The 23,893-nt window shown below is 64.4% G+C and carries 17 protein-coding genes and 2 pseudogenes; 10 read left to right on the top strand and 9 right to left on the bottom strand.

Features of this window, described 5'->3' with window-relative positions:
* Positions 1-105, top strand: a pseudogene (locus tag ACYCUK_RS17330) (IS110-like element ISCARN26 family transposase); the annotation flags it as partial.
* Between the two features lie 16 nt (positions 106-121).
* Here ACYCUK_RS17330 and ycaO read toward each other — a convergent pair.
* The 8 genes from ycaO to ACYCUK_RS17290 all read right to left on the bottom strand — a co-directional run bounded on the left by ycaO (position 122) and on the right by ACYCUK_RS17290 (position 10,150).
* The gene (gene ycaO, locus ACYCUK_RS17325) at positions 122-1,834 is read right to left on the bottom strand and encodes a 30S ribosomal protein S12 methylthiotransferase accessory factor YcaO (protein WP_461595927.1); all 1,713 of its coding nucleotides are present in this window, start codon (positions 1,832-1,834) and stop codon (positions 122-124) included.
* A gap of 94 nt (positions 1,835-1,928) precedes the next feature.
* A complete protein-coding gene (locus tag ACYCUK_RS17320) occupies positions 1,929-2,549 on the bottom strand; it encodes a gamma-glutamylcyclotransferase (protein WP_461595926.1) in 621 nt (206 codons plus the stop codon).
* Between the two features lie 31 nt (positions 2,550-2,580).
* A complete protein-coding gene (locus ACYCUK_RS17315; RefSeq protein WP_461595925.1) occupies positions 2,581-2,724 on the bottom strand; it encodes a hypothetical protein in 144 nt (47 codons plus the stop codon).
* On the bottom strand, positions 2,721-2,864 hold the full coding sequence (locus ACYCUK_RS17310) for a hypothetical protein (RefSeq protein ID WP_461595924.1): 144 nt from the start codon (positions 2,862-2,864) through the stop codon (positions 2,721-2,723). Before ACYCUK_RS17310 ends, ACYCUK_RS17315 begins: the two co-directional genes overlap by 4 nt.
* Positions 2,861-3,004 carry a hypothetical protein gene (locus tag ACYCUK_RS17305; RefSeq protein ID WP_461595924.1) on the bottom strand — a complete coding sequence of 48 codons (144 nt, stop codon included), beginning with the start codon at positions 3,002-3,004 and terminating at the stop codon, positions 2,861-2,863. The genes ACYCUK_RS17310 and ACYCUK_RS17305 overlap by 4 nt, the downstream gene beginning before the upstream one ends.
* Positions 3,001-4,488 (bottom strand): glutamate synthase subunit beta, encoded by a 1,488-nt coding sequence (locus ACYCUK_RS17300; protein ID WP_461595923.1) that lies wholly within the window; start codon positions 4,486-4,488, stop codon positions 3,001-3,003. Before ACYCUK_RS17300 ends, ACYCUK_RS17305 begins: the two co-directional genes overlap by 4 nt.
* 36 nt (positions 4,489-4,524) lie before the next feature.
* Positions 4,525-9,261, bottom strand: coding sequence for a glutamate synthase-related protein (locus ACYCUK_RS17295; protein WP_461595922.1), 4,737 nt, complete (start codon positions 9,259-9,261; stop codon positions 4,525-4,527).
* 178 nt (positions 9,262-9,439) lie between these two features.
* Positions 9,440-10,150 (bottom strand): transposase, encoded by a 711-nt coding sequence (locus ACYCUK_RS17290; protein WP_461595921.1) that lies wholly within the window; start codon positions 10,148-10,150, stop codon positions 9,440-9,442.
* Between ACYCUK_RS17290 and ACYCUK_RS17285 the strand changes: the two genes are divergently transcribed.
* From ACYCUK_RS17285 to ACYCUK_RS17250, 8 genes and pseudogenes are all read left to right on the top strand, one after another.
* Positions 10,109-12,937 (top strand): DEAD/DEAH box helicase family protein, encoded by a 2,829-nt coding sequence (locus tag ACYCUK_RS17285; protein WP_461595920.1) that lies wholly within the window; start codon positions 10,109-10,111, stop codon positions 12,935-12,937. The genes ACYCUK_RS17290 and ACYCUK_RS17285 overlap by 42 nt on opposite strands.
* 68 nt (positions 12,938-13,005) lie before the next feature.
* Positions 13,006-13,353, top strand: coding sequence for a hypothetical protein (locus ACYCUK_RS17280; protein WP_461595919.1), 348 nt, complete (start codon positions 13,006-13,008; stop codon positions 13,351-13,353).
* Between the two features lie 12 nt (positions 13,354-13,365).
* Complete coding sequence (locus tag ACYCUK_RS17275) at positions 13,366-13,908, top strand: hypothetical protein (protein WP_461595918.1); 543 nt, start codon at positions 13,366-13,368, stop codon at positions 13,906-13,908.
* 27 nt (positions 13,909-13,935) lie between these two features.
* Positions 13,936-16,680 carry an N-6 DNA methylase gene (locus ACYCUK_RS17270; protein ID WP_461595917.1) on the top strand — a complete coding sequence of 915 codons (2,745 nt, stop codon included), beginning with the start codon at positions 13,936-13,938 and terminating at the stop codon, positions 16,678-16,680.
* The gene (mads3, locus tag ACYCUK_RS17265) at positions 16,677-17,951 is read left to right on the top strand and encodes a methylation-associated defense system AAA family ATPase MAD3 (RefSeq protein ID WP_461595916.1); all 1,275 of its coding nucleotides are present in this window, start codon (positions 16,677-16,679) and stop codon (positions 17,949-17,951) included. The genes ACYCUK_RS17270 and mads3 overlap by 4 nt, the downstream gene beginning before the upstream one ends.
* Positions 17,948-18,586 carry a methylation-associated defense system protein MAD4 gene (mads4, locus tag ACYCUK_RS17260; protein WP_461595915.1) on the top strand — a complete coding sequence of 213 codons (639 nt, stop codon included), beginning with the start codon at positions 17,948-17,950 and terminating at the stop codon, positions 18,584-18,586. The genes mads3 and mads4 overlap by 4 nt, the downstream gene beginning before the upstream one ends.
* A complete protein-coding gene (locus tag ACYCUK_RS17255; protein WP_461595914.1) occupies positions 18,583-18,759 on the top strand; it encodes a hypothetical protein in 177 nt (58 codons plus the stop codon). Before mads4 ends, ACYCUK_RS17255 begins: the two co-directional genes overlap by 4 nt.
* Positions 18,756-19,843: pseudogene (locus ACYCUK_RS17250) on the top strand (PDDEXK nuclease domain-containing protein). Before ACYCUK_RS17255 ends, ACYCUK_RS17250 begins: the two are co-directional and overlap by 4 nt.
* A 179-nt stretch (positions 19,844-20,022) precedes the next feature.
* On the opposite strand, the gene metE reads toward ACYCUK_RS17250, so the two are convergent.
* Positions 20,023-22,545: a 5-methyltetrahydropteroyltriglutamate--homocysteine S-methyltransferase gene (gene metE, locus ACYCUK_RS17245; RefSeq protein WP_461595913.1), complete on the bottom strand. Its 2,523-nt coding sequence runs from the start codon at positions 22,543-22,545 to the stop codon at positions 20,023-20,025.
* An 87-nt stretch (positions 22,546-22,632) separates the two neighbouring features.
* On the opposite strand from metE, the gene ACYCUK_RS17240 reads away from it, so the two are divergent.
* Complete coding sequence (locus tag ACYCUK_RS17240; protein ID WP_461595912.1) at positions 22,633-23,553, top strand: LysR family transcriptional regulator; 921 nt, start codon at positions 22,633-22,635, stop codon at positions 23,551-23,553.
* The last annotated feature ends 340 nt before the right edge of the window (positions 23,554-23,893 follow it).

Raw genomic sequence — 23,893 nt, 5'->3', positions numbered from 1 at the left:
CTCAAGAAGGTGGCCTTGATCGCCTGCATGCGCAAGCTGATCACCCACCTCAATGCCATCACCCGGGACCACCTGAACGCTCAAAATCAGCCTCTCACTGCTTGACTTTCAACACGGTTACTCAGCCGCGCACCTTGCGGTAGGCCGCCAGCAACTTGGTGTGGTTGGCGCTGGCTTCGAAGTCGGCGCCCAAGGTGTTCAGGTCCCAGAAGCGTTGCTGCTGATTGAGCAGCGCCAGCGCGAGGTCGAGGGTGCCTGCGCCATAGAGCAGGCGCAGCGCGGGCTCATAGGGTGTTGCATCCTGCAGCTTGAGCAGGTCGGCGATGCAGCGGAAGACTTTCAGCCGCGCCGGGCTGCGCTGCCCGTACTGGGCGATCCAGGCACAGCCTTCGAGAATGGCATCGTCGTCGCCACTGGCCAGCGCCAGCAGCAGCTTGAGTTCGCCGATCTTGAGCCCGACCCAGGCGGAGTCGGGGTCGGGGGCGAGGCCGATGAGCACGCTGACCGGCCGCTCGTCGGCCAGTTCCAGTGCGACGATGCGGTCGTAAAGATCGACGCATGCCTCGCCCGACAATTCCGGCAGGCGGGCGATGTCGTCGCGCACCAGGTTGCCGATGCCGTTGTTCTCGTATTCCAGCTCGTCCACCGGATAAATTTCCGACACGCCGGGCACCAGAATGCGGCAGGCGTAGACGCCGAGATGGGTGAAATCGGCGATGTAGATCTGGTGACCTTCGGCATGCAGGGCAGTCACCGACCAGTGGTAGTCCGCCTCGGTGGTGGTGCTGAAATTCCAGTCGGCAAAGTCGAAGTCGGGCGTGCTGCGCAAGAACTCCCACGACAGCACGCCGCTGGAATCGACGAAGTGAATTTCCAGGTTCTGCGGATCGGCAATCTCGGCGGTGTCGAAACCGGGTGCCGGGAAGCCGGCCAGCGCATCGAGCGCGCGGCCTTGCAGCAGCTCGGTCAAGGCGCGTTCCAGCGCAATCTCGAAGCGCGGATGTGCGCCAAAGCTGGCGAAGCAACCCTGGTCGTCGGGGTGCAGCAGGGTCACGTTCATCACCGGGTAGCGCCCGCCGAGCGAGGCATCTTTCACCACGATGCCGAAGCCCGCGTCGCGCAGGCCGCGGATGCCGGCGGCGATGCGCGGGTAGCGCGCGATGACGGCCTCGGGCACGTCTGGCAGGCACAGCGCTTCCTTGATGATGCGGAACTTCACATGGCGCTCGAAAATTTCCGACAGCGCTTGGGTGCGCGCCTCCATCAAGGTATTGCCCGCCGACATGCCGTTGCTCACATACAGATTGCCGATGAGGTTGACCGGAAAGTAGGCGATCGTGCCGTCGGCCAGGCGCTGGTAGGGCAGCGCGCAAATGCCGCGCGCCACGTTGCCGGAATTGAGGTCGACGAGCTGTTCGGCGCGCACCGCGTCGTCGGGGTTGTAGAAGGCCTGCAGTTCGGGGTTGAGCAAGCCCTCGGGCCAGGCATCGCCGTCCAGCGCGAACCAGCGCTCGTCCGGGGCATGCACATAGGCGCGGTGGGCGATGGCATCGCCCAGATAAAAATGCGTCCAGAAATAGTTGGTCGACAAGCGCTCGAAAAACTCCCCCAGCGCACTCGCCCGCGCCGCCAGCTCCGACGCGCCCTTGCCGTTGGAGAACAGCAGCGCGCAGTCATGGTCGCGCACATGCACCGACCACACCCCCTCGACCGGATTGAGCCAGGACCGCTCTTCGATGTGAAACCCCAGCCCCGCCAGCCTGCCGCGCAGCGTCGTGATGGAGTGTTCGAGCGAAGCGTCCTTGCCGGGGATGAAATGTTCGGTGGTGGTCATGGGCGGGGCCGGTGGGAAAAGCCAGTCAGCATAGGCCAAGGCAAGGCGTGTGGCGAACACGGACCAATGGGCCATACGCGCGCCCAAAGCCCCGTCAAACCAGCTTGCAACGCCCTGCCAGATCCATGATGCGTTCGATTTCGGCGTCGCGAATGCCGATCTTGCGCAGGGCGTGCGCGGTGCGCGCAATGTAGTCGAGGGTGGTGCCGTAGCGCCCACGGCAGTCGCGCAGGATGGCGAGAAGCTGGTCGTCGTCGAGTTCGCCGGTGTAGCTGGGGCTGGTGCGGTCCAGGGTGAAGGCCAGCGCCTGCACCGGGCCGTGTGGCGTATGGCAGCGCAGCCAGCGCGGGTCGTACACGGCGCGTGGCATTTCGCGCTTCCACAGCAGGCGCAGTTCGCGTTCGGCGCGGGCCTGCGGCACGCGCAGGGCGATGCCGCTGCAGGAACCTCCGGCCATGAGTGCGAACACCAGGCCGGGCTCCTGCTCGGTGCCGCGGTTGATGCGTGACCACATGCGCAAGGTGCGACGCCAGCCCCACACCCGCGCGGGACGAATTTCCGCGTGCGCGACTTCGGGGTTCCAGATCAGCGAGCCGTAGCCGAACACCCACAGATCGCCCGCCGGCCGGGTGGCCAGAGTGGCCTCCAGCATGTCCTGCGGGTCGCGCCCGGGAAACTGGGGCAGGCCGTGGATGTCGATTATGTCTGACCTCATGCCACCTTTGTCGCTCGCTTCGTGCTTCGGCTCAGCGCGGCAACTCCGTGCTGCCCATGAGGACGCGGTCGACCTCGCGGGCAGCCTGGCGGCCTTCGCGCCGCGCGGACCGGCTAGGGCCGCGTTCCACCATGCGCCCGCATGGGCGATCCGCGAAGGCCATGCGAATGCTCATCGCGGCAACTCGGTCGAGCCCATGAGAACGCGGTCGACCTCGCGGACAGCCTGGCGGCCTTCGCGCCGCGCGGACCGGCTAGGGCCGCGTTCCACCACGCGCCCGCATGGGCGATCCGCGAAGGCCATGCGAATGCTCATCGCGGCAACTCGGTCGAGCCCATGAGAACGCGGTCGACCTCGCGGACAGCCTGGCGGCCTTCGCGCCGCGCGGACCGGCTAGGGCCGCGTTCCACCACGCGCCCGCATGGGCGATCCGCGAAGGCCATGCGAATGCTCATCGCGGCAACTCGGTCGAGCCCATGAGGACGCGGTCGACCTCGCGGGCAGCCTGGCGGCCTTCGCGGATCGCCCACACCACCAGGCTCTGCCCGCGCCGCATATCGCCCGCGGCAAACACCTTGGGCACGTTGGTGGCGTAGCCGCCATCGTCTTCGGTACTCGCCTTGGCGTTGCCGCGCGCGTCCTTGTCGATGCCGAAGGCCTCGAGCACGCTGCCCAGCGGATGGACGAAACCCATCGCCAGCAGCACCAGATCGGCCTGCATGGTGAACTCGCTGCCGGGCACTTCCTGCATGCGTCCGTCTTTCCATTCCACGCGGCAGGCGGTGATGGACTTGACCTTGTTCTTGTCTTTGCCGGTGCCGGCGACGAAGGCCTTGGTCGCCACCGACCAGTCGCGCGAGCAACCTTCTTCGTGGCTGCTGGAGGTGCGCAGCTTGATGGGCCAATAGGGCCAGACCAGCGGCTTGTTCTCTTGCTCGGGCGGCTGCGGCATGACTTCGAACTGCGTCACGCTGGCGGCGCCGTGGCGGTTGCTGGTGCCGACACAGTCGGATCCGGTGTCGCCACCGCCGATGACCACCACATGCTTGCCCGTGGCCATGAGCTGGCCCTTGAGCTTGTCGCCCGCGTTCACCTTGTTTTGCAGCGGCAGGAATTCCATGGCGAAGTGAATGCCATCGAGTTCGCGCCCGGGTACCGGCAGGTCGCGCGGGTGCTCGGCGCCACCGGCCAGCAGCACGGCGTCGAACTCCGCCTGCAGTTGCGCCGGGCTGATGCTGTCTTTGGCCCAGTTGGCCACGGTCGCGCCGGGACCGTCCTTCGGCATGTCAGCCACCAGCACGCTGGTGCGGAAACTCACGCCTTCGGCCTGCATCTGCGCGACGCGGCGGTCGATGTGGTGCTTCTCCATCTTGAAGTCGGGAATGCCATAGCGCAGCAGGCCGCCGATGCGGTCGTTCTTTTCGAACACCGCGACCTCGTGCCCGGCACGCGCCAACTGCTGCGCCGCTGCTAGTCCGGCAGGGCCGGAGCCGACCACGGCGACGCGCTTGCCGGTCTTGTGCGCGGGCGGCTGCGGCTGCACCCAACCCATCTCCCAGCCTTTGTCGATGATGGCGTGCTCCACCGACTTGATGCCCACCGGGGCCTCGTTGATGCCCAGGGTGCAGGCGGTTTCGCACGGCGCGGGGCAGATGCGGCCGGTGAACTCGGGGAAGTTGTTGGTGGAGTGCAGCACGTCGAGCGCACTGCGCCAGTCGCCCTGCCACACCAGATCGTTGAAGTCGGGGATGATGTTGTTCACCGGGCAGCCGTTGTTGCAGAACGGAATGCCGCAGTCCATGCACCGCCCGGCCTGGGTCTTGGCCTTGTCGTCGGGCAGTCCGTGCACGAACTCCTTCCAGTGCTTGAGGCGGGCGACGGGCGGCTCGTAGCGCTCTTCCTGGCGCTCGAACTCCATGAATCCGGTGACTTTTCCCATGATCTGTCCTTGTTCTGTATTGCTTGAACGATGCACTTATTTCGCGGGCACGCTGGTGTTGCCAGCCGGCGCCTTGGCCTTGGCCGTGGCGGCCTGCGCCTCGCGCTTCGCGGCCATTTCGCCCAGTGCACGCTTGTACTCGTGCGGGAACACCTTGACGAAGCGGCCGCGCGACTCTTCCCATTTGTCGAGCAGTTCGCGTGCGCGCAAGGATCCGGTCCAGCGGTGGTGGTCTTGCAGCATCTTGCGCAGTTGCGCTTCGTCGCTCTGGCCGCGGTGCCACAGGGCTTCGGCGAGTTGCGCCTTCTGCTCGGCGGCGGGCAGCACTTTGTCCAGCGCCACCATGGACGCATTGCAGCGGCGGGCAAACTGACCGTCGATGTCGTACACGTAGGCCACGCCGCCGCTCATGCCGGCGGCGAAGTTGCGCCCGGTCTCGCCCAGCACCGCCACGGTGCCGCCGGTCATGTATTCGCAACCGTGGTCGCCCGTGCCTTCCACCACCGTGGTGGCACCGGAGTTGCGCACGGCGAAGCGTTCGCCCGCCACGCCGCGGAAGAAGGCCTCGCCTTCGATCGCGCCGTAGAGCACGGTGTTGCCGACGATGATGTTGTTCTGCGCCTCGCCACGGAACTCGATGGTCGGCCGCACGACGACGCGCCCGCCCGACAAGCCTTTGCCGGTGTAGTCGTTGGCGTCGCCAATGAGGTACATGGTGATGCCGCGCGCCAGGAAGGCGCCGAAGCTCTGGCCGCCGGTGCCTTCCATCTGGATGTGGATGGTGTCGTCGGGCAGGCCGTCGTGGCCGTAGCGCCTTGCCACCTCGCCGGAAAGCATGGCCCCCACGGTACGGTTGACGTTGCGCGTGTTCTGGATGAACTGCACTTTTTCACCGCGCTCCAGCGCCGGCCGGGCACGTTCGATCAGCACATGGTCGAGAGCCTTGGCCAGACCGTGGTCCTGCTCCTCGACCTGGCGGCGGGCGACGTCGGCAGGCACGACCGGCATGTGGAACACGCGGGAGAAATCCAGCCCGCGCGCCTTCCAGTGGCTGATGCCGGGACGGGTGTCGAGCAGGTCGGCGCGGCCCACGAGATCTTCGAACTTGCGCACGCCCAGTTGCGCCATGATGGAGCGCACTTCCTCGGCGACGAAGAAGAAGTAGTTCACCACATGCTCGGGTTTGCCGGAAAACTTCTTGCGCAGCGCCGGATCTTGCGTGGCCACGCCCACCGGACAGGTGTTGAGGTGGCACTTGCGCATCATGATGCAGCCCTCGACCACCAGCGGCGCGGTGGCGAAGCCGAATTCGTCGGCGCCCAGCAGCGCGCCGATCACCACGTCGCGCCCGGTCTTGAGCTGGCCGTCCACCTGCACCCGGATGCGCCCGCGCAGGCGGTTGAGCACCAGGGTCTGCTGGGTTTCGGCCAGGCCGATCTCCCAGGGCGTGCCGGCGTGCTTGATGCTCGAGAGCGGCGACGCGCCGGTGCCGCCGTCGTGCCCGGCGATGACCACATGGTCGGCCTTGGCCTTGGCCACGCCGGTGGCCACCGTGCCCACCCCGGACTCGGACACCAGCTTGACGCTGATGGAGGCGCGCGCGTTGGCATTCTTCAGGTCGTGGATGAGCTGCGCCAGGTCTTCGATGGAGTAAATGTCATGGTGCGGCGGCGGCGAAATGAGGCCCACCCCCGGCACCGAGTAACGCAGCATGCCGATGTACTCGGACACCTTGCCGCCGGGCAGTTGGCCGCCTTCGCCGGGCTTGGCGCCCTGCGCCATCTTGATCTGGATCTGATCCGCCGAAGTCAGGTACTCGGCGGTGACGCCGAAGCGGCCCGACGCCACCTGCTTGATCTTGGAGCGCAGCGAGTCGCCAGCCTTGAGCGGGATGTCGCTCACCACGCGCTCGGCGCCGAGCACGCTGCCCAGGGTGTCGCCGTCCTGGATGCCGGCTGAACCCGTGCGCATTTCCGGGCGGTAGCGCAGCGGGTCTTCGCCGCCCTCGCCGGTGTTGCTCTTGCCGCCGATGCGGTTCATCGCCACCGCCAGCGTGGCATGGGCTTCGGTGGAAATGGAGCCCAGCGACATGGCGCCGGTGGCGAAGCGTTCGACGATCTCGGACGCCGGCTCTACTTCCTCGATGGCAATGGCCTTCGCCGGGTCGAGCCTGAACTCGAACAGCCCGCGCAGCGTGAGCATGCGGCGCGACTGGTCGTTGATCAGCTGGGCATATTCCTTGTAGGTGTTGAAGTTGTTCGAGCGCGTGGAATGCTGCAGCTTGGCGATGGCGTCGGGCGTCCACAGATGCTCCTCGCCGCGCGTGCGCCAGGCATAGTCGCCGCCCGTGTCGAGCATGGTGGCCAGCACCGGGTTGTCGCCGAAGGCGTCGCGGTGCATGCGCAGCGCTTCCTGCGCCACCTCGAACACGCCGATGCCGTCCACCTGGCTGGTGGTGCCGGTGAAGTACTTGTCCACCAAGGCGCGCGACAGGCCGATGGCCTCGAAAATCTGCGCCCCGCAATAGCTCATGTAGGTGGAAATGCCCATCTTGGACATGACCTTCTGCAAGCCCTTGCCGATGGCCTTGATGTAGTTGTAAATGGCCTTGTCGGCGCTGAGATCGCCCGGCAGGCCGCGCACCATTTCGGCAATGGTGTCGAGCGCCAGATACGGATGCACGGCCTCGGCGCCGTAGCCCGCGAGCACGGCGAAATGATGGGTTTCGCGGGCGCTGCCGGTTTCCACCACCAAGCCGGTCTGGGTGCGCAAACCGTGGGCGATGAGGTGCTGGTGCACCGCGCTCATGGCCAGCAGCGCCGGAATGGCGACGCGTTCGGCGCTCACATTGCGGTCGGTGACGATGAGGATGTTGTGGCCGCTCTTGAGCGCATCCACCGCCTCGGCGCAGATGGAGGCGAGGCGCGCTTCGATGCCTTCCTGCCCCCAGGCCACCGGATAGCAGATGTCGATTTCGTAGCTGCGGAACTTGCCGCCGGTTTGCTGGGCAATGGAGCGCAGCCGCGCCATGTCGTCGTAGTCGAGCACGGGCTGGCTGACTTCCAGGCGCATGGGCGGGTTGACCTGGTTGATGTCGAGCAGGTTGGGGCGCGGGCCGATGAAGGACACCAGCGACATCACCATGTTCTCGCGGATCGAGTCGATGGGCGGGTTGGTCACTTGCGCGAACAACTGCTTGAAGTAGTTGTACAGCGGCTTGGCGCGGTTGGACAGCACCGCCAGCGCGGCGTCGTTGCCCATCGAGCCCACGGCTTCGTCGCCCTTCTCGGCCATCGGCGCCATGAGGAGCTTGAGGTCCTCCTGGGTGTAGCCGAAGGCTTGCTGGCGGTCGAGCAGCGGCAGCACCGATGCCTGCGGATGCCCGAGGTGGTCGAGGTCGTCGATGCGGATGCGCAGGTTCTCGATCCACTGGCCGTACGGCCGGCCGCCGGAGAGTTGATCCTTGATTTCCTTGTCGTCGATGATGCGCCCGGCCTCCATGTCGATGAGGAACATCTTGCCCGGCTGCAGGCGCCATTTCTTGACGATGTGGCTCTCGGGGATGGGCAGCACGCCGGACTCGGACGCCATGATGACGAGGTCGTCGTCGGTGACGATGTAGCGCGCCGGGCGCAGGCCGTTGCGGTCCAGCGTGGCGCCGATCTGGCGGCCGTCGGTGAAGGCAATGGCCGCCGGGCCGTCCCACGGCTCCATCATCGCGGCGTGGTACTCGTAGAAGGCGCGGCGGCGCGGGTCCATCAGCGTGTGCTGCTCCCACGCCTCGGGAATCATCATCATCATGGCGTGCGACAGCGGATAGCCGGCCATCAGCAGCAGCTCAAGACAGTTGTCGAAGCTGGCGGTGTCGCTCTGGCCGGGGTAGATCAGGGGCCAGAGCTTTTGCAGATCATTGCCCAGCACGGGAGAGGACACCGCGCCTTCGCGGGCGCGCATCCAGTTGTAGTTGCCCTTCACCGTGTTGATCTCGCCGTTGTGCGCCACCAGGCGGTAGGGGTGCGCCAGCGGCCATTCGGGGAAGGTGTTGGTGGAAAAGCGCTGGTGCACCAGCGCCAGGGCCGAAACCACGCGCGGGTCTTTCAAGTCCTTGTAATACTCGCCCACCTGGTCGGCCAGCAGCAGGCCCTTGTAGACCACGGTGCGCGCCGACATCGACGGCACGAAATACTCCTTGCCGTGGCGCAGCGCGAGTTGCTGAATGGCATGGCTGGCGGTTTTGCGGATGACGAACAGCTTGCGCTCCAGCGCGTCGGTCACCATCACGTCGGGGCCGCGGCCGACGAACACCTGCCGGATGACCGGCTCTTTCGCACGCACCGTGGGCGACATGGGCATGTCGGCGTCCACCGGCACATCGCGCCAGCCCAGCAGCACCTGCCCTTCGGCACGCACCGCGCGCTCGATTTCCTGCTCGCAGGCCAGGCGCGAAGCCTGCTCGCGCGGCAGGAAGATCATGCCCACGCCGTATTCGCCGTAAGGCGGCAGCTCCACGCCCTGCGCCGCCATCTCGGCGCGGTAGAAGGCGTCGGGAATCTGGATCAGGATGCCGGCGCCGTCGCCCATCAGCTTGTCGGCGCCAACCGCGCCGCGGTGGTCGAGGTTCTTGAGGATGAGCAGGCCGTTCTGCACGATGTCGTGCGACTTCATGCCCTTGATATGCGCCACGAAACCCACGCCGCAGGCATCGTGCTCGTTGCTCGGGCTGTACAGCCCGTTGCGGGCGAGGTCGGAAATTTCAGACTGGGGCGTGGACATGGCAGGCTCCGCGGCGAGGGAGAGGAGAAGCCACGAATTTACTGCAGCGCAGCAGGGGCTGCAAGAAATTCTTCTTTTCCGTCCCTATTTATAATAGCTACACTTGAATCACAATTTTTTTCAGGGACAGAATAATGGGGTCTGCAGTTCTGGTGGCATGCGCCACTTGGCTGCAGCTCTAGGCCTTGCGCGGTCGGCCACGCGGTGGCGGCTGGAGCTGGCGCCCGCTGAGTTGCGTCAATTGCTGCAGAAAGCGTGCATCGCCAAGCGCCGCGCCACGGCGCAAGGCCTGTTCCAGTTCGCGCACGCGCTGGGCATGCAGGCTGGCGAGTAGCAACTGGGTGTAGGCCGCTTCGCGCGCAAACGGCGTGTTGCCCAGCGCCCAATACGCCGAAGGCAACTGCAGTGCTGGCGCATTGCCGCCGCTTGCACCCAGGCCGCAATGCGCCGACTGGCTGCACCACGGCCACACCTGCCCAGCGGCCACCAACCCGGCGCGGCGCGCGGCGTCGTCCACCCAGACCATCGCCGGCAATGCCCAGGCCGAGGGCTCCAGCACAGCGCTGCGGAATCGCCCGGCCCAGATGGCTTGCCGCTCTGACGCTTGCGCCGTCGCCGCAGCACTCTGCACACGACTGGTTCGGCGCGCCAGGGTCTGCACAAAACCGGAAAGCCCCTTGGGCTCATGCGGCGTCAACAGCAGCCACACCCCATCGTGCAGCAAGCTGTAGGCATGCAGTCGCGTCGGGAAGGCACCCAGCGCCTCGGACATCCAGCCCAGAAAACGCATTCGCTGATCGTCCTGCGCCAGGGGCCGAGCGCCGGTTGCAGCCATGAGCTGCACCAGATGCGGCAAACCAGGAACGCAGAGTCGGGATTGGCGGGCCATGCAATGGGTGAGACCGGACGTTGGCAAATGATGCTGATGCGTGCCACGGTTGGCCATGGGCTGACACCCCAGGTGAAGCATCACCGCAACCGTATCGGCACTTGGCCGGATGCTATTGCACATGAACACGGAAACCAGCCAGTCCTGGTCACAACCCGGCATGCAATGGGCCATGAAGGCCTCACTACACTTGCCGCTCTAGGACACGCAAGGGCGCGCAGTTTTGCTGCAAGCGCCGCTGAAACAGGAACTGGCATGCCCGACAAGGAAGCCACAGCCCGCATCAAGATCAACAAACTGCTGGAAGCGGCCGGCTGGCGTTTCTTCCCCAATGGCGCCGAGCCCGCCAACATCCGCCTCGAACCCGGCGTGACCATCACGTCATCCCAGCTTGACGCGCTGGGCGAAAACTTCGAGCAGAGCAGCAAGGGTTTCATCGACTTCCTGCTGCTGGACGCCCGGGGCTTCCCGTTGCTCGTGCTGGAAGCCAAGGCCGAGGACAAGAACCCGCTGGTCGGCAAGGAGCAGGCGCGCAGGTACGCCAAGTCGCAGCACTGCCGCTTCGTCATCCTCTCCAACGGCAACCTGCATTATTTCTGGGATCTGGAGCGCGGCAACCCGCACCTCATCACGTCCTTCCCGACGCCCGATTCGGTCAGCGGCTACCGAAAATCCACGCCCAACCCGCAGCGCCTGATCGACGAGCGGGTGGGCGACGACACCATCGTGCTCACCCAGCGGCCGAACTACGCTTCCGAAGCAGGCTGGCGCAATGAAGCCGAGCGGCCCGGCTACATCCAGGCCAACAAGCTGCGCTTTCTTCGGCCCTACCAGCTCAAGGCCATCCACTGCCTGCAAGCTGCCGTGGCTGAGGGCAAGGACCGCTTTCTGTTCGAGATGGCCACCGGCACCGGCAAGACGCTCACCGCCGCCGCCGTGATCAAGCTGTTTCTGCGCACCGGCAACGCGCGACGCGTGCTGTTTCTGGTCGATCGGCTGGAGCTGGAGGATCAGGCGAAAAAAGCTTTCCACGCGCTGCTGTCCGCCGACTATCAAACGGTGATCTACAAGGAAAGACGCGACGACTGGCAGCGTGCCGAGATCGTCGTCACCACCGTGCAATCGCTGCTGTTCAACAACAAGTACCAGCGGCTGTTCTCGCCGACCGATTTCGACCTGGTCATTTCCGACGAGGCCCACCGCTCCATCGGCGGCAATGCCCGCGCCGTGTTCGACTACTTCATCGGCTACAAGCTGGGCCTCACGGCCACCCCGCGCGACTACCTGCGCCGGTTCGACGCCGCCAAGGCCGGCGCACGCGATCCGCGCGAGGCCGAGCGCCGGCTGCTGCTCGACACCTACCGCACCTTCGGCTGCGAGAACAGCCAGCCGACCTTCCGATATTCGCTGCTCGACGGCGTCAGGCAGGGCTATCTCATCAACCCCACGGTGGTGGACGCGCGCACCGACATCACCACCGCCCTGCTGTCCGAGCAGGGCTATGCCGTCGCGCTCGCCACCGATGCCGGCGACGACCAGCAGGAAAGCTTCAGCCAGCGCGAGTTCGAGAAGCGCTTCTTTTCTGACGCCACCAACCACTTGCTTTGCGAGACCTTTCTGGAGCACGCGCTGCGCGATCCGGTCAGCGGCGAAATCGGCAAATCCATCGTGTTCGCGGTCAGCCAGCATCACGCGGCCAAGCTCACGCAGATACTCAACCAGATGGCCGACCGCCTGTTTCCGGGCAAGTACCAGTCCGACTTTGCCGTGCAGGTCACCTCGCAGATCGCCGACGCGCAGCAATTCACCATCAACTTCGCCAACAACAAGCTGCTCGGCTCGGCCAACTTCCTGCCCTCCTACAAGACCAGCAAGGCGCGCGTGTGCGTGACGGTGGGCATGATGACCACCGGCTACGACTGCCCGGACATTCTCAACCTCGGCCTGTTCCGTCCGATCTTCTCGCCCACCGATTTCATCCAGATCAAGGGCCGCGGCACGCGCCGGCACGACTTCCGCCAGGAGTTGTTCGACGACAGCCTCAAGGCCGACGTGACCCAACCTCAAAAGACCGCCTTCAAGCTGTTCGACTTTTTCGCCAACTGCGAATACTTCGAGGAAAAATTCAACTACGACGAGGTGCTGAAGCTGCCGGCGCGCCCCAGCCAGAACGGTGGCGAAGGCCCACCGCCACCGCCCGGCGGCAGCTACCGGCATGGCGGCAGCGATCTCATCCACACGCTCAAGGTGGAGGAGATCAGCGCCCAGGGCATGAAGATCGACCGCATGTTCTTCGAGCAATTCGAGGATGCCGTGCGCGGTGACAACACCATCGTGCAGGCCGTCGAGGCCGGGCAATGGGATCGCGTGATCGACTACGTCAACCGCGAGGTCTTCGACAAGCCCGCCGAGTACTACACCCTCGACAAGCTGCGCCGCGCCGCCGCGGTGGATCGCCGCCTGGGCCTGCGCGAAATCCTCGAAAAAATCTTCGGCCTGATCCCGCGCTTCAAGTCGCGCGACGAGCTGCTGGAAGAAGAGTTCGCCAAGTTCGTCGCCGATGCCAAGCCGGAGGATGTCGCCGCAATGCCCGCCATCAAGACCTACTTCAAGGCCTATGCCAGCAGCGATCAGGTGCGCGGCATCATCGAGAGCAAACACTTCACCGACCTGGCCACCAACCCCTACTTTTCCAGCCGCGACTTCAAGGCCGTGCCGGCCAAGTACCGCGCGCTCATTCCCGATTACATCAAGGACTACGTGTCGCTCAACCAGTTCGCGCCGTGAGCACCACGCCAGCCTGGACACCGATTAATGCATTACACTTATTCATGTGTTGATTCGAGGAACGCGCCATGTCATCCACCGTGAATTTCACCAGCGCCATCGATCGTGACCTGCTCAAGCGCGCCAAGGTCATCGCCGCCAAAACCGACACCTCGGTCAATGCGCTGTTCAACGCCGAGCTGCGCCATCTGGTCGAAACCTTCGAGTCCGCCGAGCGTAGCGGCAACCAGAATTTCAAAGTGCTGCTCGATTTTTCGCTGGGCCGTCTCGCTGGCGACGCGGCCATGCGTGCGTTGGGCATCACCAGCGAGGAAGATCTCTTTGTGCTGATGGCGCAAGCCCACCTGCCGATGCCGCGCCTGCCGGACGCCATGACCCAGGACATGGTCGGCCAGCTCAAGTCGCTCGGCGTCTGAGCCGCGCCCGCGATGTCCGCGCCCGTCCTGTCCGCGCCGGTCGTTTTACTGCCCGACGCCGGACCGCTCATCACCCTGGCCTACGCCGACGCGCTGGAACTCCTGTTCAAGCCCGGCTGGCCGGTGCTGCTGGTGGACATGGTGCTGCATGAAGTCACGCGCAACCAGACGCCGACCAGCGAGAAACTGGGCCAATGGGCCGCAGCCAGCAAGCTGCCCGTGCGCGCCACGCAAACGTTCCAGCACCACCAGCGCGCACTCGCCACGCAAGCCGCGGCCACGCGCACCGCCAACCTGGGCGAACTCGCCATCCAGGAAACCATGACGGCCATGGCGCTTGAGCAGCCGGCGCAGACCGGCGTGTTTCTGTTCGAGGATCACAAGATCGCCCGCGCCGGTTTTTTCGTGCCCGACAACTGCCGCAAGATCAGCACCCGCGCCTTGCTGCTGTTTCTGCAGCAGCAAGGCTGGCTGGAATCGGCGGTGGAAATCGAGCGGCGCGCCATCCAGGCCGGGCGCAGCTTTTCCGCGCTGCGTTTTCCACCCGCGCCGTAAACAAGCTCCGCAAGCAAAGGTTTGCCCGTGCTCGACACCGCCACCAAACGCCGCATCGACAGCGCCCGCGACATCCTCGTCGGCAAGGTGCCCGACCCCAAATCGCAGGTCGAGCAGATCACCATCGCGCTGATCTACAAGTTCATGGACGACATGGACGCCGAATCCGAGGAACTCGGCGGCAAGCGCAAGTTCTTCACCGGCGACTACGCCCGCTACGGCTGGGCCAGGCTCATGCGCAGCGGCCTGGGCGGGCATGAAACCCTGAACCTCTACGCCGAGGGCATCGCCAAGATGCCGGAGAACGCGGGCATCCCGCCGCTGTTTCGCGACATCTTCAAGAACGCCTACCTGCCGTACCGCGACCCGGAAACGCTGAAGAGCTTTCTCAAGATCATCGACGAGTTTTCCTACGACCACAGCGAGCGCCTGGGCGACGCCTTCGAGTACCTGCTGTCCGTGCTCGGCTCGCAGGGCGACGCCGGCCAGTTCCGCACCCCGCGCCACATCATCGACTTCATGGTCGCGGTGCTCGATCCGAAGAAAACCGACACCGTGCTCGACCCCGCCTGCGGCACCGCCGGGTTTCTCATCTCGTCGTGGAAGCACATCCTCAAGGCCAACTCTTCTCCCCCCTCTCCCGCTGCGAGCGAGGTCCACGCGTCACTCCCCTCTCCCACCGGGAGAGGGGTTGGGGTTGGGGTTGGGGTTGGGGTTGGGGTTGGGGTTGGGGTTGGGGTTGGGGGTGAGGGTGAGGGTGAGGGTGAGGGTTCGGCCATGGCGTCAGGCGACCTTCTTACCCCCGACGAACGCGCCCGCCTTGCGCGCAATTTCAAGGGCTACGACATCTCGCCCGACATGGTGCGCCTCAGCCTGGTGAACCTGTACCTGCACGGCTTCACCGATCCGCACATCGTCGAGTACGACACCCTCACCAGCGACGAGCGCTGGCACGAGCACGCCGACGTCATCCTGGCCAACCCGCCCTTCATGTCACCCAAGGGCGGCATCAAGCCGCACAAGCGTTTTTCCATCCAGGCCAAGCGCAGCGAAGTGCTGTTCGTCGACTACATGGCCGAGCACCTCACGCCGCAGGGTCGCGCGGCCATCATCGTGCCCGAAGGCATCATCTTCCAGAGTCAGACCGCCTACAAAGCGCTGCGCAAGCTGCTGGTGGAAACCTCGCTGGTCGCCGTCGTCTCGCTCCCGGCCGGCTGCTTCAACCCCTATTCCGGGGTGAAAACCAGCATCCTCATTCTCGACAAATCGCTGGCCAAGGCGGCCGACACCATCGCCTTCTTCAAGGTGGACAACGACGGCTACGGCCTCGGCGCCCAGCGCCGCGCCATCGGCAAGAACGACCTACCGCAGGTGAAAGCCGAACTCGCCGCGTACCTGCAAGCCCTGCGTAGCGGCCAGCCCTTGCAACCCTCGGCCATCGCGAGCGAGGTTCTTCGACCCCCTCACACCGGGAGCGCAATTCTTGAACCCTCTCCCCCCGGGAGAGGGCAGGGTGAGGGTACGCACCTTGCCCACGGCCTGATCGTGCCGAAAGCCAAGATCGCCGCGAATGGCGACTACAACTTGAGTGGGGAGCGGTATCGGGAGGGTGGGGCCAAGACGCATATCTTTCCGTTGGTGAAAATCAACGAGGTTTGCATCGTGAATCCCCGGAAAAACCAACTCGCCGAGAAGCCCGAAACGCGCGTATCGTTCGTTCCGATGGCAGACCTCAACGAGCATCGCATTTCGTTTCAGCCTCGCGACGAAAAGCAACTGTCCGAAGTCTCGGCAAGCTATACCTACTTCGAGGACAACGATGTTCTTCTTGCCAAGGTCACGCCTTGTTTTGAAAACGGCAAAGCGGGCATCGCTCGCGGCCTGCTCAACGGAATTGGTTTTGGCTCCAGCGAGTTTTACGTCCTGCGGAACAACGGGCAGGTCTTGCCCGAGTGGGTTTACTTCTGCCTCATGCACCCACTCTTCCGGGATGCTGCCATCGCCCAGATGACTGGCACAGGCGGGTTGCAGCGCGTGCCACGCGACTACGTCGAAAATTTCCAAATCCCCCTGCCGCCGCTGGAGGTGCAGAAGGAGATCGTTGCGGAGATCGAGGGCTACCAGAAAGTCATCAACGGCGCCCGCGCCGTGCTCGACCACTACCGCCCCCACATCCCCATCCACCTCGACTGGCCGATGGTGCCGCTCGGTGACATCTGCTCGCTCGGAGGAGCGATTACGACGGACGTAGACCACTCGTTGCCGTATTTCGGCGCTGACAGCATCGAATCGAATACCGGGAAGCTCCTGAAGACCGAGACGGCAGAAAGCCAGCGGGTAAACGGTCCGGTCTATGGGTTCACCGGAGAGCGCCTGCTCTACAGCAAGATTCGACCCTACCTCAACAAGCTGACCGTCGTTGATCTGCGGGGCTATTGCAGCTCTGACATGTATCCACTGCTTCCAAATAAGACCAAAGTCCTTATCACCTACCTGGCGACGTTCATGCTTTCGGATACGTTCAACGACCGCATTCGCGGCTACTACGAGCGAGCCAGCATTCCCAAGATCAACCGCTCCCAACTATTCGAGACGGAAATCCCCCTCCCACCCCTCGCCACCCAGCAAGCCATCGTCGCCGAGATCGAAGCCGAGCAGGCGCTGGTCGCCGCCAACCGCGAGCTGATCACCCGCTTCGAGCAGAAAATCCAGGCCACCCTCGCCCGCGTCTGGGGCGAAAATGCCACTGAAACATTCGGAGAAAACGCATGATTCGGCAACTGGAAGTCAAAGGCCTGCGCGCCTTGCGTTATGTCTCGGTCGATTTCGACCCATTCCTGGTGATGGTGGGGCCGAATGCCTGCGGTAAAAGCACCCTGTTCGATGCCTTGCTGCTGGTGCGCGACATTCTTGCAAGCGGACTGGATGCGGCGGTGTTTGGCAATGCCCGGATGAATATCGCACCGCGCGCGGTTGATCCTCTGGACTTGACTTGGCTGCGCAAGGGGGGCGGAGTGGAAATCGCAGTGACCCTGGAATTGCCAAGCAAGATTTGCGAAACACTTGGACAGCGTTACCACTATGCCCGTTACGAACTGGGTATCCATACCGATGGCCGCTTGGGCTTTGAACATGAAACGCTGTGGCTGTGCGATGTAATAAAACGACGCGAGACGCACCAGCAAACCCTGTTCCCGTGCCCGGAAACGGCCCCCGAACATATCGTGTTGCCCCAGAATAAGAAGAGTCCGTCGGGCTGGCGCAAAGTGGTTAGCAAGGTAGTTGAAAGCGGAAACGACTATTTCCGCTCCGAAACGTCGGATTGGAATAACTTGTTTCGCCTTGGCCCAACCAAAAGTGCGCTAGCCAACCTGCCGGAAGATGAACAAAAATTTCCTGCTGCGACTTGGGCGAAGCGGGTATTGATGGAAGGCATTCATCGATTGATGCTCAATGCGGAGAAAATGCGTATGCCTTCACCAGCAGGCTCACCTTCTGATTTTCTGCCGGATGGTTCGAACCTGCCTTGGGTGGTCCATGCGCTTGAAAATAAAAGCGGGTCAAAAGCCAAAGCCAACTGGGTCGCTCATCTGGCGACTACGCTGGATGACCTAGAAGGTGTAGAAACTCGTGAAAAGCCTGAAGATCGCTCCCGTTATATCCAGTTGAAATACAAGAGCGGCTTGATTGCCCCCTCGTGGGTGCTTTCCGATGGCACGCTGCGCCTGCTCGCCTTAACCTTACTGGCTTACGCGCCGACGACCCCGAACGTGGTGCTGATCGAAGAACCCGAAAACGGCATCCATCCGAAGGCGATGGAAACCGTGATGCAATCACTGTCCTCGGTTTATGATGCTCAGGTTTTGTGTGCTACGCACTCGCCTGTTGTGCTCAGTCTGTTGGATTCAAAGCAGATTTTATGTTTTGGCAAGACCGAACAAGGCGCCGTGGATATTGTTCGAGGTAACGATCATCCACGCTTGCGCGAGTGGAAATCTGCGTTGAATCTTGGCGAATTGTTCGCAACAGGAGTGCTGGGATGAGGGATTGCCTGTTTCTGGTGGCAGACAAGAATATGGAGGGAATGCTCAAGGGCTTTTTCTCGCGTGATGCTTTTTATCGTGCCGTTGGTTGCCGACATTTTGATTTCGACTTACGTCAGGATTTGCTGGTCGCCCATGGACAGAATGACCCTGGGCTTTACACCAGAGCAAATGAATTCTTGCAGCCTTATGCCAGCACCCACCGGCACGCAGTCGTCATTGTCGATGCCGAATGGGAGGGTTCACCGGGCAGGGACGCAATATCGCAACGCCTAAACAAACACCTAGTCAATGCTGGCTGGTTAGACGATAGCGGGTGTGCGGTAGTCATCACCCCGGAATTGGAAAATTGGGTATGGCAAGATAGTCCTCATGTTTGCTCAGCGCTGGGGTTTGACGGCGCATTTGCCGCACTTCGCATCGCGCTTGAGGCCAAGGGTTTCTGGCAACCAAATACGGCGAAACCTGATCGCCCTAAAGAGGGTGTCGAGTGGGCACTTCGTCAGGCAAGAAAGGGGAGGTCATCCGCGATCTATCAGCAACTGGCAGCGTGTGTAACTGCGCGAAGATGTACTGACCACGCTTTTCAGAGATTGCGAAGCGCCCTCCTTCAATGGTTTCCGCCTGTGAAATGAGCGATAAGCATCTCAAGATTCAGCAAGCCATCGTCGCCGAAATCGAAGCCGAGCAGGCGCTGGTCGCCGCCAACCGCGAACTCATCGCCCGCTTCGAGCAAAAAATCCAGGCCACCCTCGCCCGCGTCTGGGGTGAGGCCGCACCAGCTGATCGGGAGACCGTCACATCATGAGCGACCCCGCCGCACCCACTCACTACCCCGGCCTGCTGGCCGAGATTCGGCAGCGTATCCAGACAGCGCAGACGCGGGCGATGCTGGGCGTCAATGCCGAACTGATACGCCTGTATTGGGAGATCGGCCAGATGCTGGATACGCGGCAGCAAAGCGAGGGCTGGGGCGCGGCGGTGATACCGCGACTGGCGCGCGACATTCGCAACGAACTGCCGGAGGTGAAGGGTTTCTCCGAACGCAACATCAAGCTGATGGTGCAGTTTTATCGCGAGTACCCGACGATTTTTGCGCCTGCTGCAATGGGGCAACCGTCGGTTGCCCCATTGCCTGAGCCGGGCTCGCTCCCCGAAAAAGGGCAACCGATGGTTGCCCAAATTCCATGGACCCACCATGTGCTGCTGATGCAGCGGGTGAAGGATCGCGCTGTCCGAAGCTGGTATGCGGAGGCGACCTTGGCCAACGGCTGGAGCCGCAACATTCTGCAGATGCAGATCGAAACGGCGGCGCATACCCGCCAGGGCAAGGCCACCAGCAATTTCGCCTTGCGTCTGCCGCCACCGCAATCCGACCTGGCGCAGCAGGCGCTGAAAGACCCGTACCTGTTCGATTTCCTGGCGCTGGCCGCGCCCTTCCACGAGCGCGAGCTGGAGACCGGGCTGATCGTCATCTGGAAAAATTTCTGCTGGCGCCGGGGCAGGGCTTTGCCTTTGTGGGCCGGCAGTATCACGTGGATGTGGGCGAGCAGGATTTCTACATCGACTTGCTGTTCTACCACCTGCAGCTGCGCTGCTTCATGGTGATCGAGCTCAAGCGCGGCGCGTTCAAGCCGGAGTACGCGGGCAAGATGAACTTCTATTGCAGCGTGGTGGACGACGTGCTGAAGCACGCCACCGATGCGCCGACCATCGGACTGATCCTGTGCCAGACGCAAAACGCAGTGATCGCCGAATACGCCTTGCGCGGGATGGACAAGCCGATCGGCGTCTCCCCCTTCGAGCTGACCCGCGCACTGCCGACCGAGCTTGCATCGAGCCTGCCGACGATCGAGCAGATCGAGCAGGAGCTGGGCAGCGCGACGGGGTGAGCGCCCTCAGACCTGCCGCTGCTCGTCAGGCCCCCCGAGGGGGCAAGAAACACTTGGGACTGAGTGCCGCGGCTCCAAGCCTGCAAGTGCAGGCTTGGACGGCACGAAGGCCAGCCAGCTCTGGTGGCTGGCGGCCCGGCGTGTTTCTTGCGAGGTTGTCAGCCTGCCGCCCTCGCCGCTCAAACAGCCTGGTGTCGCACCGCCTTGGCCGCATCGGTCAAATTGCGCAGCGCAGGTTCGGTCTCGGCCCAACCGCGGGTTTTCAGGCCGCAGTCGGGGTTGACCCACAGGCGACTGGCGGGGATGACGGCCAGCGCCTTGCGCAGCAGGCGTTCCATTTCGGCCTGGCCGGGCACGCGGGGGGAGTGGATGTCCCACACGCCGGGGCCGATGGCGTTCGGATACTGGAATTCGCCGAAAGCGCGCAGCAGCTCCATGTCGGAGCGGCTGGTCTCGATCGAGATGACGTCGGCATCGAGCGCGGCGATGGCCGGCATGATGTCGTTGAACTCCGAGTAGCACATATGCGTGTGGATCTGCGTGTCGTCGCGCACCCCGCTGGCGGAGAGGCGAAAGGCGCGGCCGGCCCAGTCCAGGTAGGCCTGCCAGTTGCGATGGCGCAGCGGCAGGCCTTCGCGGAAGGCGGGCTCGTCGATCTGGATCATGCCGATGCCGGCGGCCTCCAGGTCCTGCACCTCGTCGCGCACCGCCAGCGCCAGTTGCAGGGCCACTTCGCTGCGCGGCAGGTCGTCGCGCACGCAGGCCCATTGCAGCAGGGTGACGGGGCCGGTGAGCATGCCTTTCATCGGCTTGGTCGTCAGGCTCTGGGCGTAAGCGCTCCAGGCCACGGTCATGGGTTTGGGGCGCAGCACGTCGCCAAAAATCACCGGCGGCTTGACGCAGCGCGAACCGTAGCTCTGCACCCAGCCGAAGCCGGTGAACAGCACGCCGTCGAACTGCTCGCCGAAGTATTCCACCATGTCGTTGCGCTCGGCTTCGCCGTGCACCAGCACGTCCAGACCCAGCTCCTCCTGCTTGCGCACCGCCAGGGCGATGGCTTCGCGCATGCGGCGCTCGTACTCGGCCCGGTCGATCTCGCCGCGCTTGAAGGCGGCGCGGAAGGCACGGATGTCGGCGGTTTGCGGGAAGCTGCCGATGGTTGTTGTGGGCAGCGCCGGCAGCTTGAAGCGTGCCTCTTGCGCCACGGCGCGCTGCGGGTAGGCGTGGGCGCGCTGGTCCGACGGCAGCGCCGCCATGCGGGCGCGCAGTTCGGCGCGCGCCACGCTGGGATGGGCCAGACGCGCGGCGCGGGCGGCGCGGGCGGCTTGCAGCGCGGCGCCGGTGGCGGTGCTTTGGCCCTCGCCCTCACGCATGGCTTGCGCCAGCAGGCTGATTTCACCCAGCTTCTGGCGGGCGAAGGCCATGCCGCTTTTGAAGGGTTCTGGAATGGTGCGCCCCCGCACGCCGGCCTTGCCAGCGTCGCCCCCCGAGGGGGTCAAGGAAGCTTGGGACGGCCCGGCGCTTCCTTGCTTGTTGCGCCCCCGCACGCCGGCCTTGCCAGCGTCGCCCCCCGAGGGGGTCAAGGAAGCTTGGGACGGCCCGGCGCTTCCTTGCTGGTCTTCCATCTCCAAGTCCACCGGCACGTGCAGCAGCGAGCATGATGGCGAGATCCAAATCTCGCCATCATGCTTGAGGCTGCGCAACAGCGCCAGCGCGTCGTCCAGGTCGGCGCGCCAGATGTTGCGGCCGTCGATCACCCCGGCCGACAGCACCTTGCCCGCGCCCAGGCGCTCGGCCACCCAGGCGGCTTCGGCGCGGCCGCGCACCAGGTCCACATGCAGGCCATCCACCGGCAGGCTGCAGGCCAGCTCGAGGTTGTCTTCCAGCGGGCCGAAGTACACGGCAAGCAGCAGCTTGGGCGCGGCTCCTTCCAAGGCTGCAGCGAGTTGGGCATAACCGACGCGGAAAGCGGCCTTCCAGGCGTGCGGCAGGTCGAGCGCGAGGATGGGCTCGTCGAGCTGCACCCAGGCGGCGCCAGCGCCATGCACGTCACGCAGGATGTGGGCGTAGGCGTCGATCAGGCCCGGCAGCAGGGTCAGCGGGTCGAAGCGGGGGTCGCGGCTCTTGCCCAGTTTCAGCCAGGTCAGCGGCCCGGGCAGCACCACCTTGGCGGCGTGGCCATGCTCACGGGCCAGCGCCAGTTCATGCGCCAGATCAGCGGCATCGGCGGTGAAGCGGGTGTCGGCGCCGATTTCCGGCACGAGGTAGTGGTAATTGGTGTCGAACCACTTGGTCAGTTCCAGCGCCGGCTGGCTGGCGGTGCCGCGACCCAGGGCGAAATGCCGCGCCCAGGACGAATGCGCCGCGCCGAAGCCGAAGCGCGCCGGTGCCGCACCCAGGCGCAGGGTCATGGCGGCGATGTGGTCGTAAGGGGCGAAGTCGCCCGCGGTCACCATGTCCAGCCCGGCGTCGCGTTGGTCGGCCCATTGCTGCAGGCGCAAGGCTTGCCAGGTGGCGGCGAGTTCGGCCTCGCTGCTTTTTGTGACCTCAAGGAAACGCTGGGCAGCTCCCGAGTTTCCTTGACCTCCTCGGCGGGAGTCCGCTTGCGGACTGTCGGGGGCACTCCAGAACGCTTCGAGGGCGAATTTCCATTCCCGCTGGGGGCCGATGCGGGGATAGCCAAGGGTATGCGTGCGAATCATGATTTTCCTGGATTGATGCGAAAAATTGCATCATCACCCGACCCAAACTATGATTCAAGCGAATTGTTTTCATGCAAATCATGCATTTTGATCATGAGTCCACTCGATCTGCGGCATCTCTCCACCCTGCAAGCCCTGGCTGAAACCGGCAGTCTCACCCGCGCTGCGCTGCGCGTGCACCTGACGCAATCGGCCCTGTCGCGGCAGATCGCGGTGCTGGAGGACCATTACGGCCAGCGCCTGTTCGAGCGCACCCAGCCCGCGGTGCGCTTCACCCCAGCCGGGCAGCGCCTGCTGGACCTTGCCGCCGAAGTGCTGCCGCGCGTGCGCGACGCCGAGCGGGCGCTGGCGCAACTGCGCGAGGGGCAGAGCGGCAGCCTGCGCATCGCGGTGGAATGCCACAGCTGTTTCGACTGGCTGATGCCGGCGATGGACGCGCTGCGCCCGCGCTGGCCGGAAGTGGAAATGGACCTGCTCTCCGGCTTTCTCGCCGACCCGCTGCAGCCGGTGCTGGACGGCCGTGCCGACCTGGCCGTGCTGCACGAAGCCCCTCCACCTTCGGCCGCGTTTGCCGTGCTGCCGCTGTTCAGCTTCGACTTCGTCGCGCTGCTGGCGCGCGACCATCCACTCGCCGCGCAGTCCGCGCTGCAAGCCGCCGACTTCGCCGCCGAGACCCTCATCACCTACCCGGTGCCCGACGACAAGCTCGACGTGATGCGCCAGTTGCTCATCCCCGCCGGCGTGCGCCCCGCCGCGCGCCGCAGCGCCGAACTCACCGCCGCCATCGTGCAGCTCGTGGCCAGCAAACGCGGCATCGCGGTGCTGCCGCGCTGGGCCGCCCTGCCCTATCTGGAACGCGGCTATGTGGTCGGCCGCCCGCTGGGTGCACCACCCTTGCGCGGCGAACTGTTCGCCGCCATGCCGGCCGAATTGGCCCATCGCGCCTATCTGCGCGAATTCGTCGAACTGGTGCGCGGCAGCGAGCAGGCGCGCGAGGCGCAGGGTTGACATTCGGTGTGGGCCGGGCATCGGGTTGCAGCGGCCGCAGGGCCGCATCAAACCCAAACGCATAGCGACCAGAGCCCTCTTCGAGCTGTTGTTCCCGCAGGATGGCAGCAACGCGCCCGGCTGAGCCTCGTGCGGCACATTGAGCGCCCGCCCCGAGTTCTCTGCCTCCTTCGGCCCTGACAGCGGCGCCCATAGCCGCAGCGCCGTGGGCATGGCCGAGTTGCCATTTGGCATTTCGGTCTAAATTGAAGATGCGGTCGAACTCGCCGCTTGAATCACACGACCACAAGGAGCACCACCATGGCCGCTTACATCTACGCCGACATCGACATCACCGATC

It is taken from the genome of Thiomonas sp. (genome assembly GCF_054608695.1).
The sequence above is the reverse complement of the archived record's forward strand: the minus strand, read 5'-3'. Positions and strand labels throughout refer to the sequence as shown.

Coding starts and splice junctions, on each gene's coding strand:
- ycaO (WP_461595927.1), bottom strand. CDS start 1,834: ATGACCACCACCGAACATTTCATCCCCGGCAAGGACGCTTCGCTCGAA.
- ACYCUK_RS17320 (WP_461595926.1), bottom strand. CDS start 2,549: ATGAGGTCAGACATAATCGACATCCACGGCCTGCCCCAGTTTCCCGGG.
- ACYCUK_RS17315 (WP_461595925.1), bottom strand. CDS start 2,724: ATGAGCATTCGCATGGCCTTCGCGGATCGCCCATGCGGGCGCATGGTG.
- ACYCUK_RS17310 (WP_461595924.1), bottom strand. CDS start 2,864: ATGAGCATTCGCATGGCCTTCGCGGATCGCCCATGCGGGCGCGTGGTG.
- ACYCUK_RS17305 (WP_461595924.1), bottom strand. CDS start 3,004: ATGAGCATTCGCATGGCCTTCGCGGATCGCCCATGCGGGCGCGTGGTG.
- ACYCUK_RS17300 (WP_461595923.1), bottom strand. CDS start 4,488: ATGGGAAAAGTCACCGGATTCATGGAGTTCGAGCGCCAGGAAGAGCGC.
- ACYCUK_RS17295 (WP_461595922.1), bottom strand. CDS start 9,261: ATGTCCACGCCCCAGTCTGAAATTTCCGACCTCGCCCGCAACGGGCTG.
- ACYCUK_RS17285 (WP_461595920.1), top strand. CDS start 10,109: ATGCGGCAAACCAGGAACGCAGAGTCGGGATTGGCGGGCCATGCAATG.
- ACYCUK_RS17290 (WP_461595921.1), bottom strand. CDS start 10,150: ATGGCCCGCCAATCCCGACTCTGCGTTCCTGGTTTGCCGCATCTGGTG.
- ACYCUK_RS17280 (WP_461595919.1), top strand. CDS start 13,006: ATGTCATCCACCGTGAATTTCACCAGCGCCATCGATCGTGACCTGCTC.
- ACYCUK_RS17275 (WP_461595918.1), top strand. CDS start 13,366: ATGTCCGCGCCCGTCCTGTCCGCGCCGGTCGTTTTACTGCCCGACGCC.
- mads3 (WP_461595916.1), top strand. CDS start 16,677: ATGATTCGGCAACTGGAAGTCAAAGGCCTGCGCGCCTTGCGTTATGTC.
- mads4 (WP_461595915.1), top strand. CDS start 17,948: ATGAGGGATTGCCTGTTTCTGGTGGCAGACAAGAATATGGAGGGAATG.
- ACYCUK_RS17255 (WP_461595914.1), top strand. CDS start 18,583: ATGAGCGATAAGCATCTCAAGATTCAGCAAGCCATCGTCGCCGAAATC.
- metE (WP_461595913.1), bottom strand. CDS start 22,545: ATGATTCGCACGCATACCCTTGGCTATCCCCGCATCGGCCCCCAGCGG.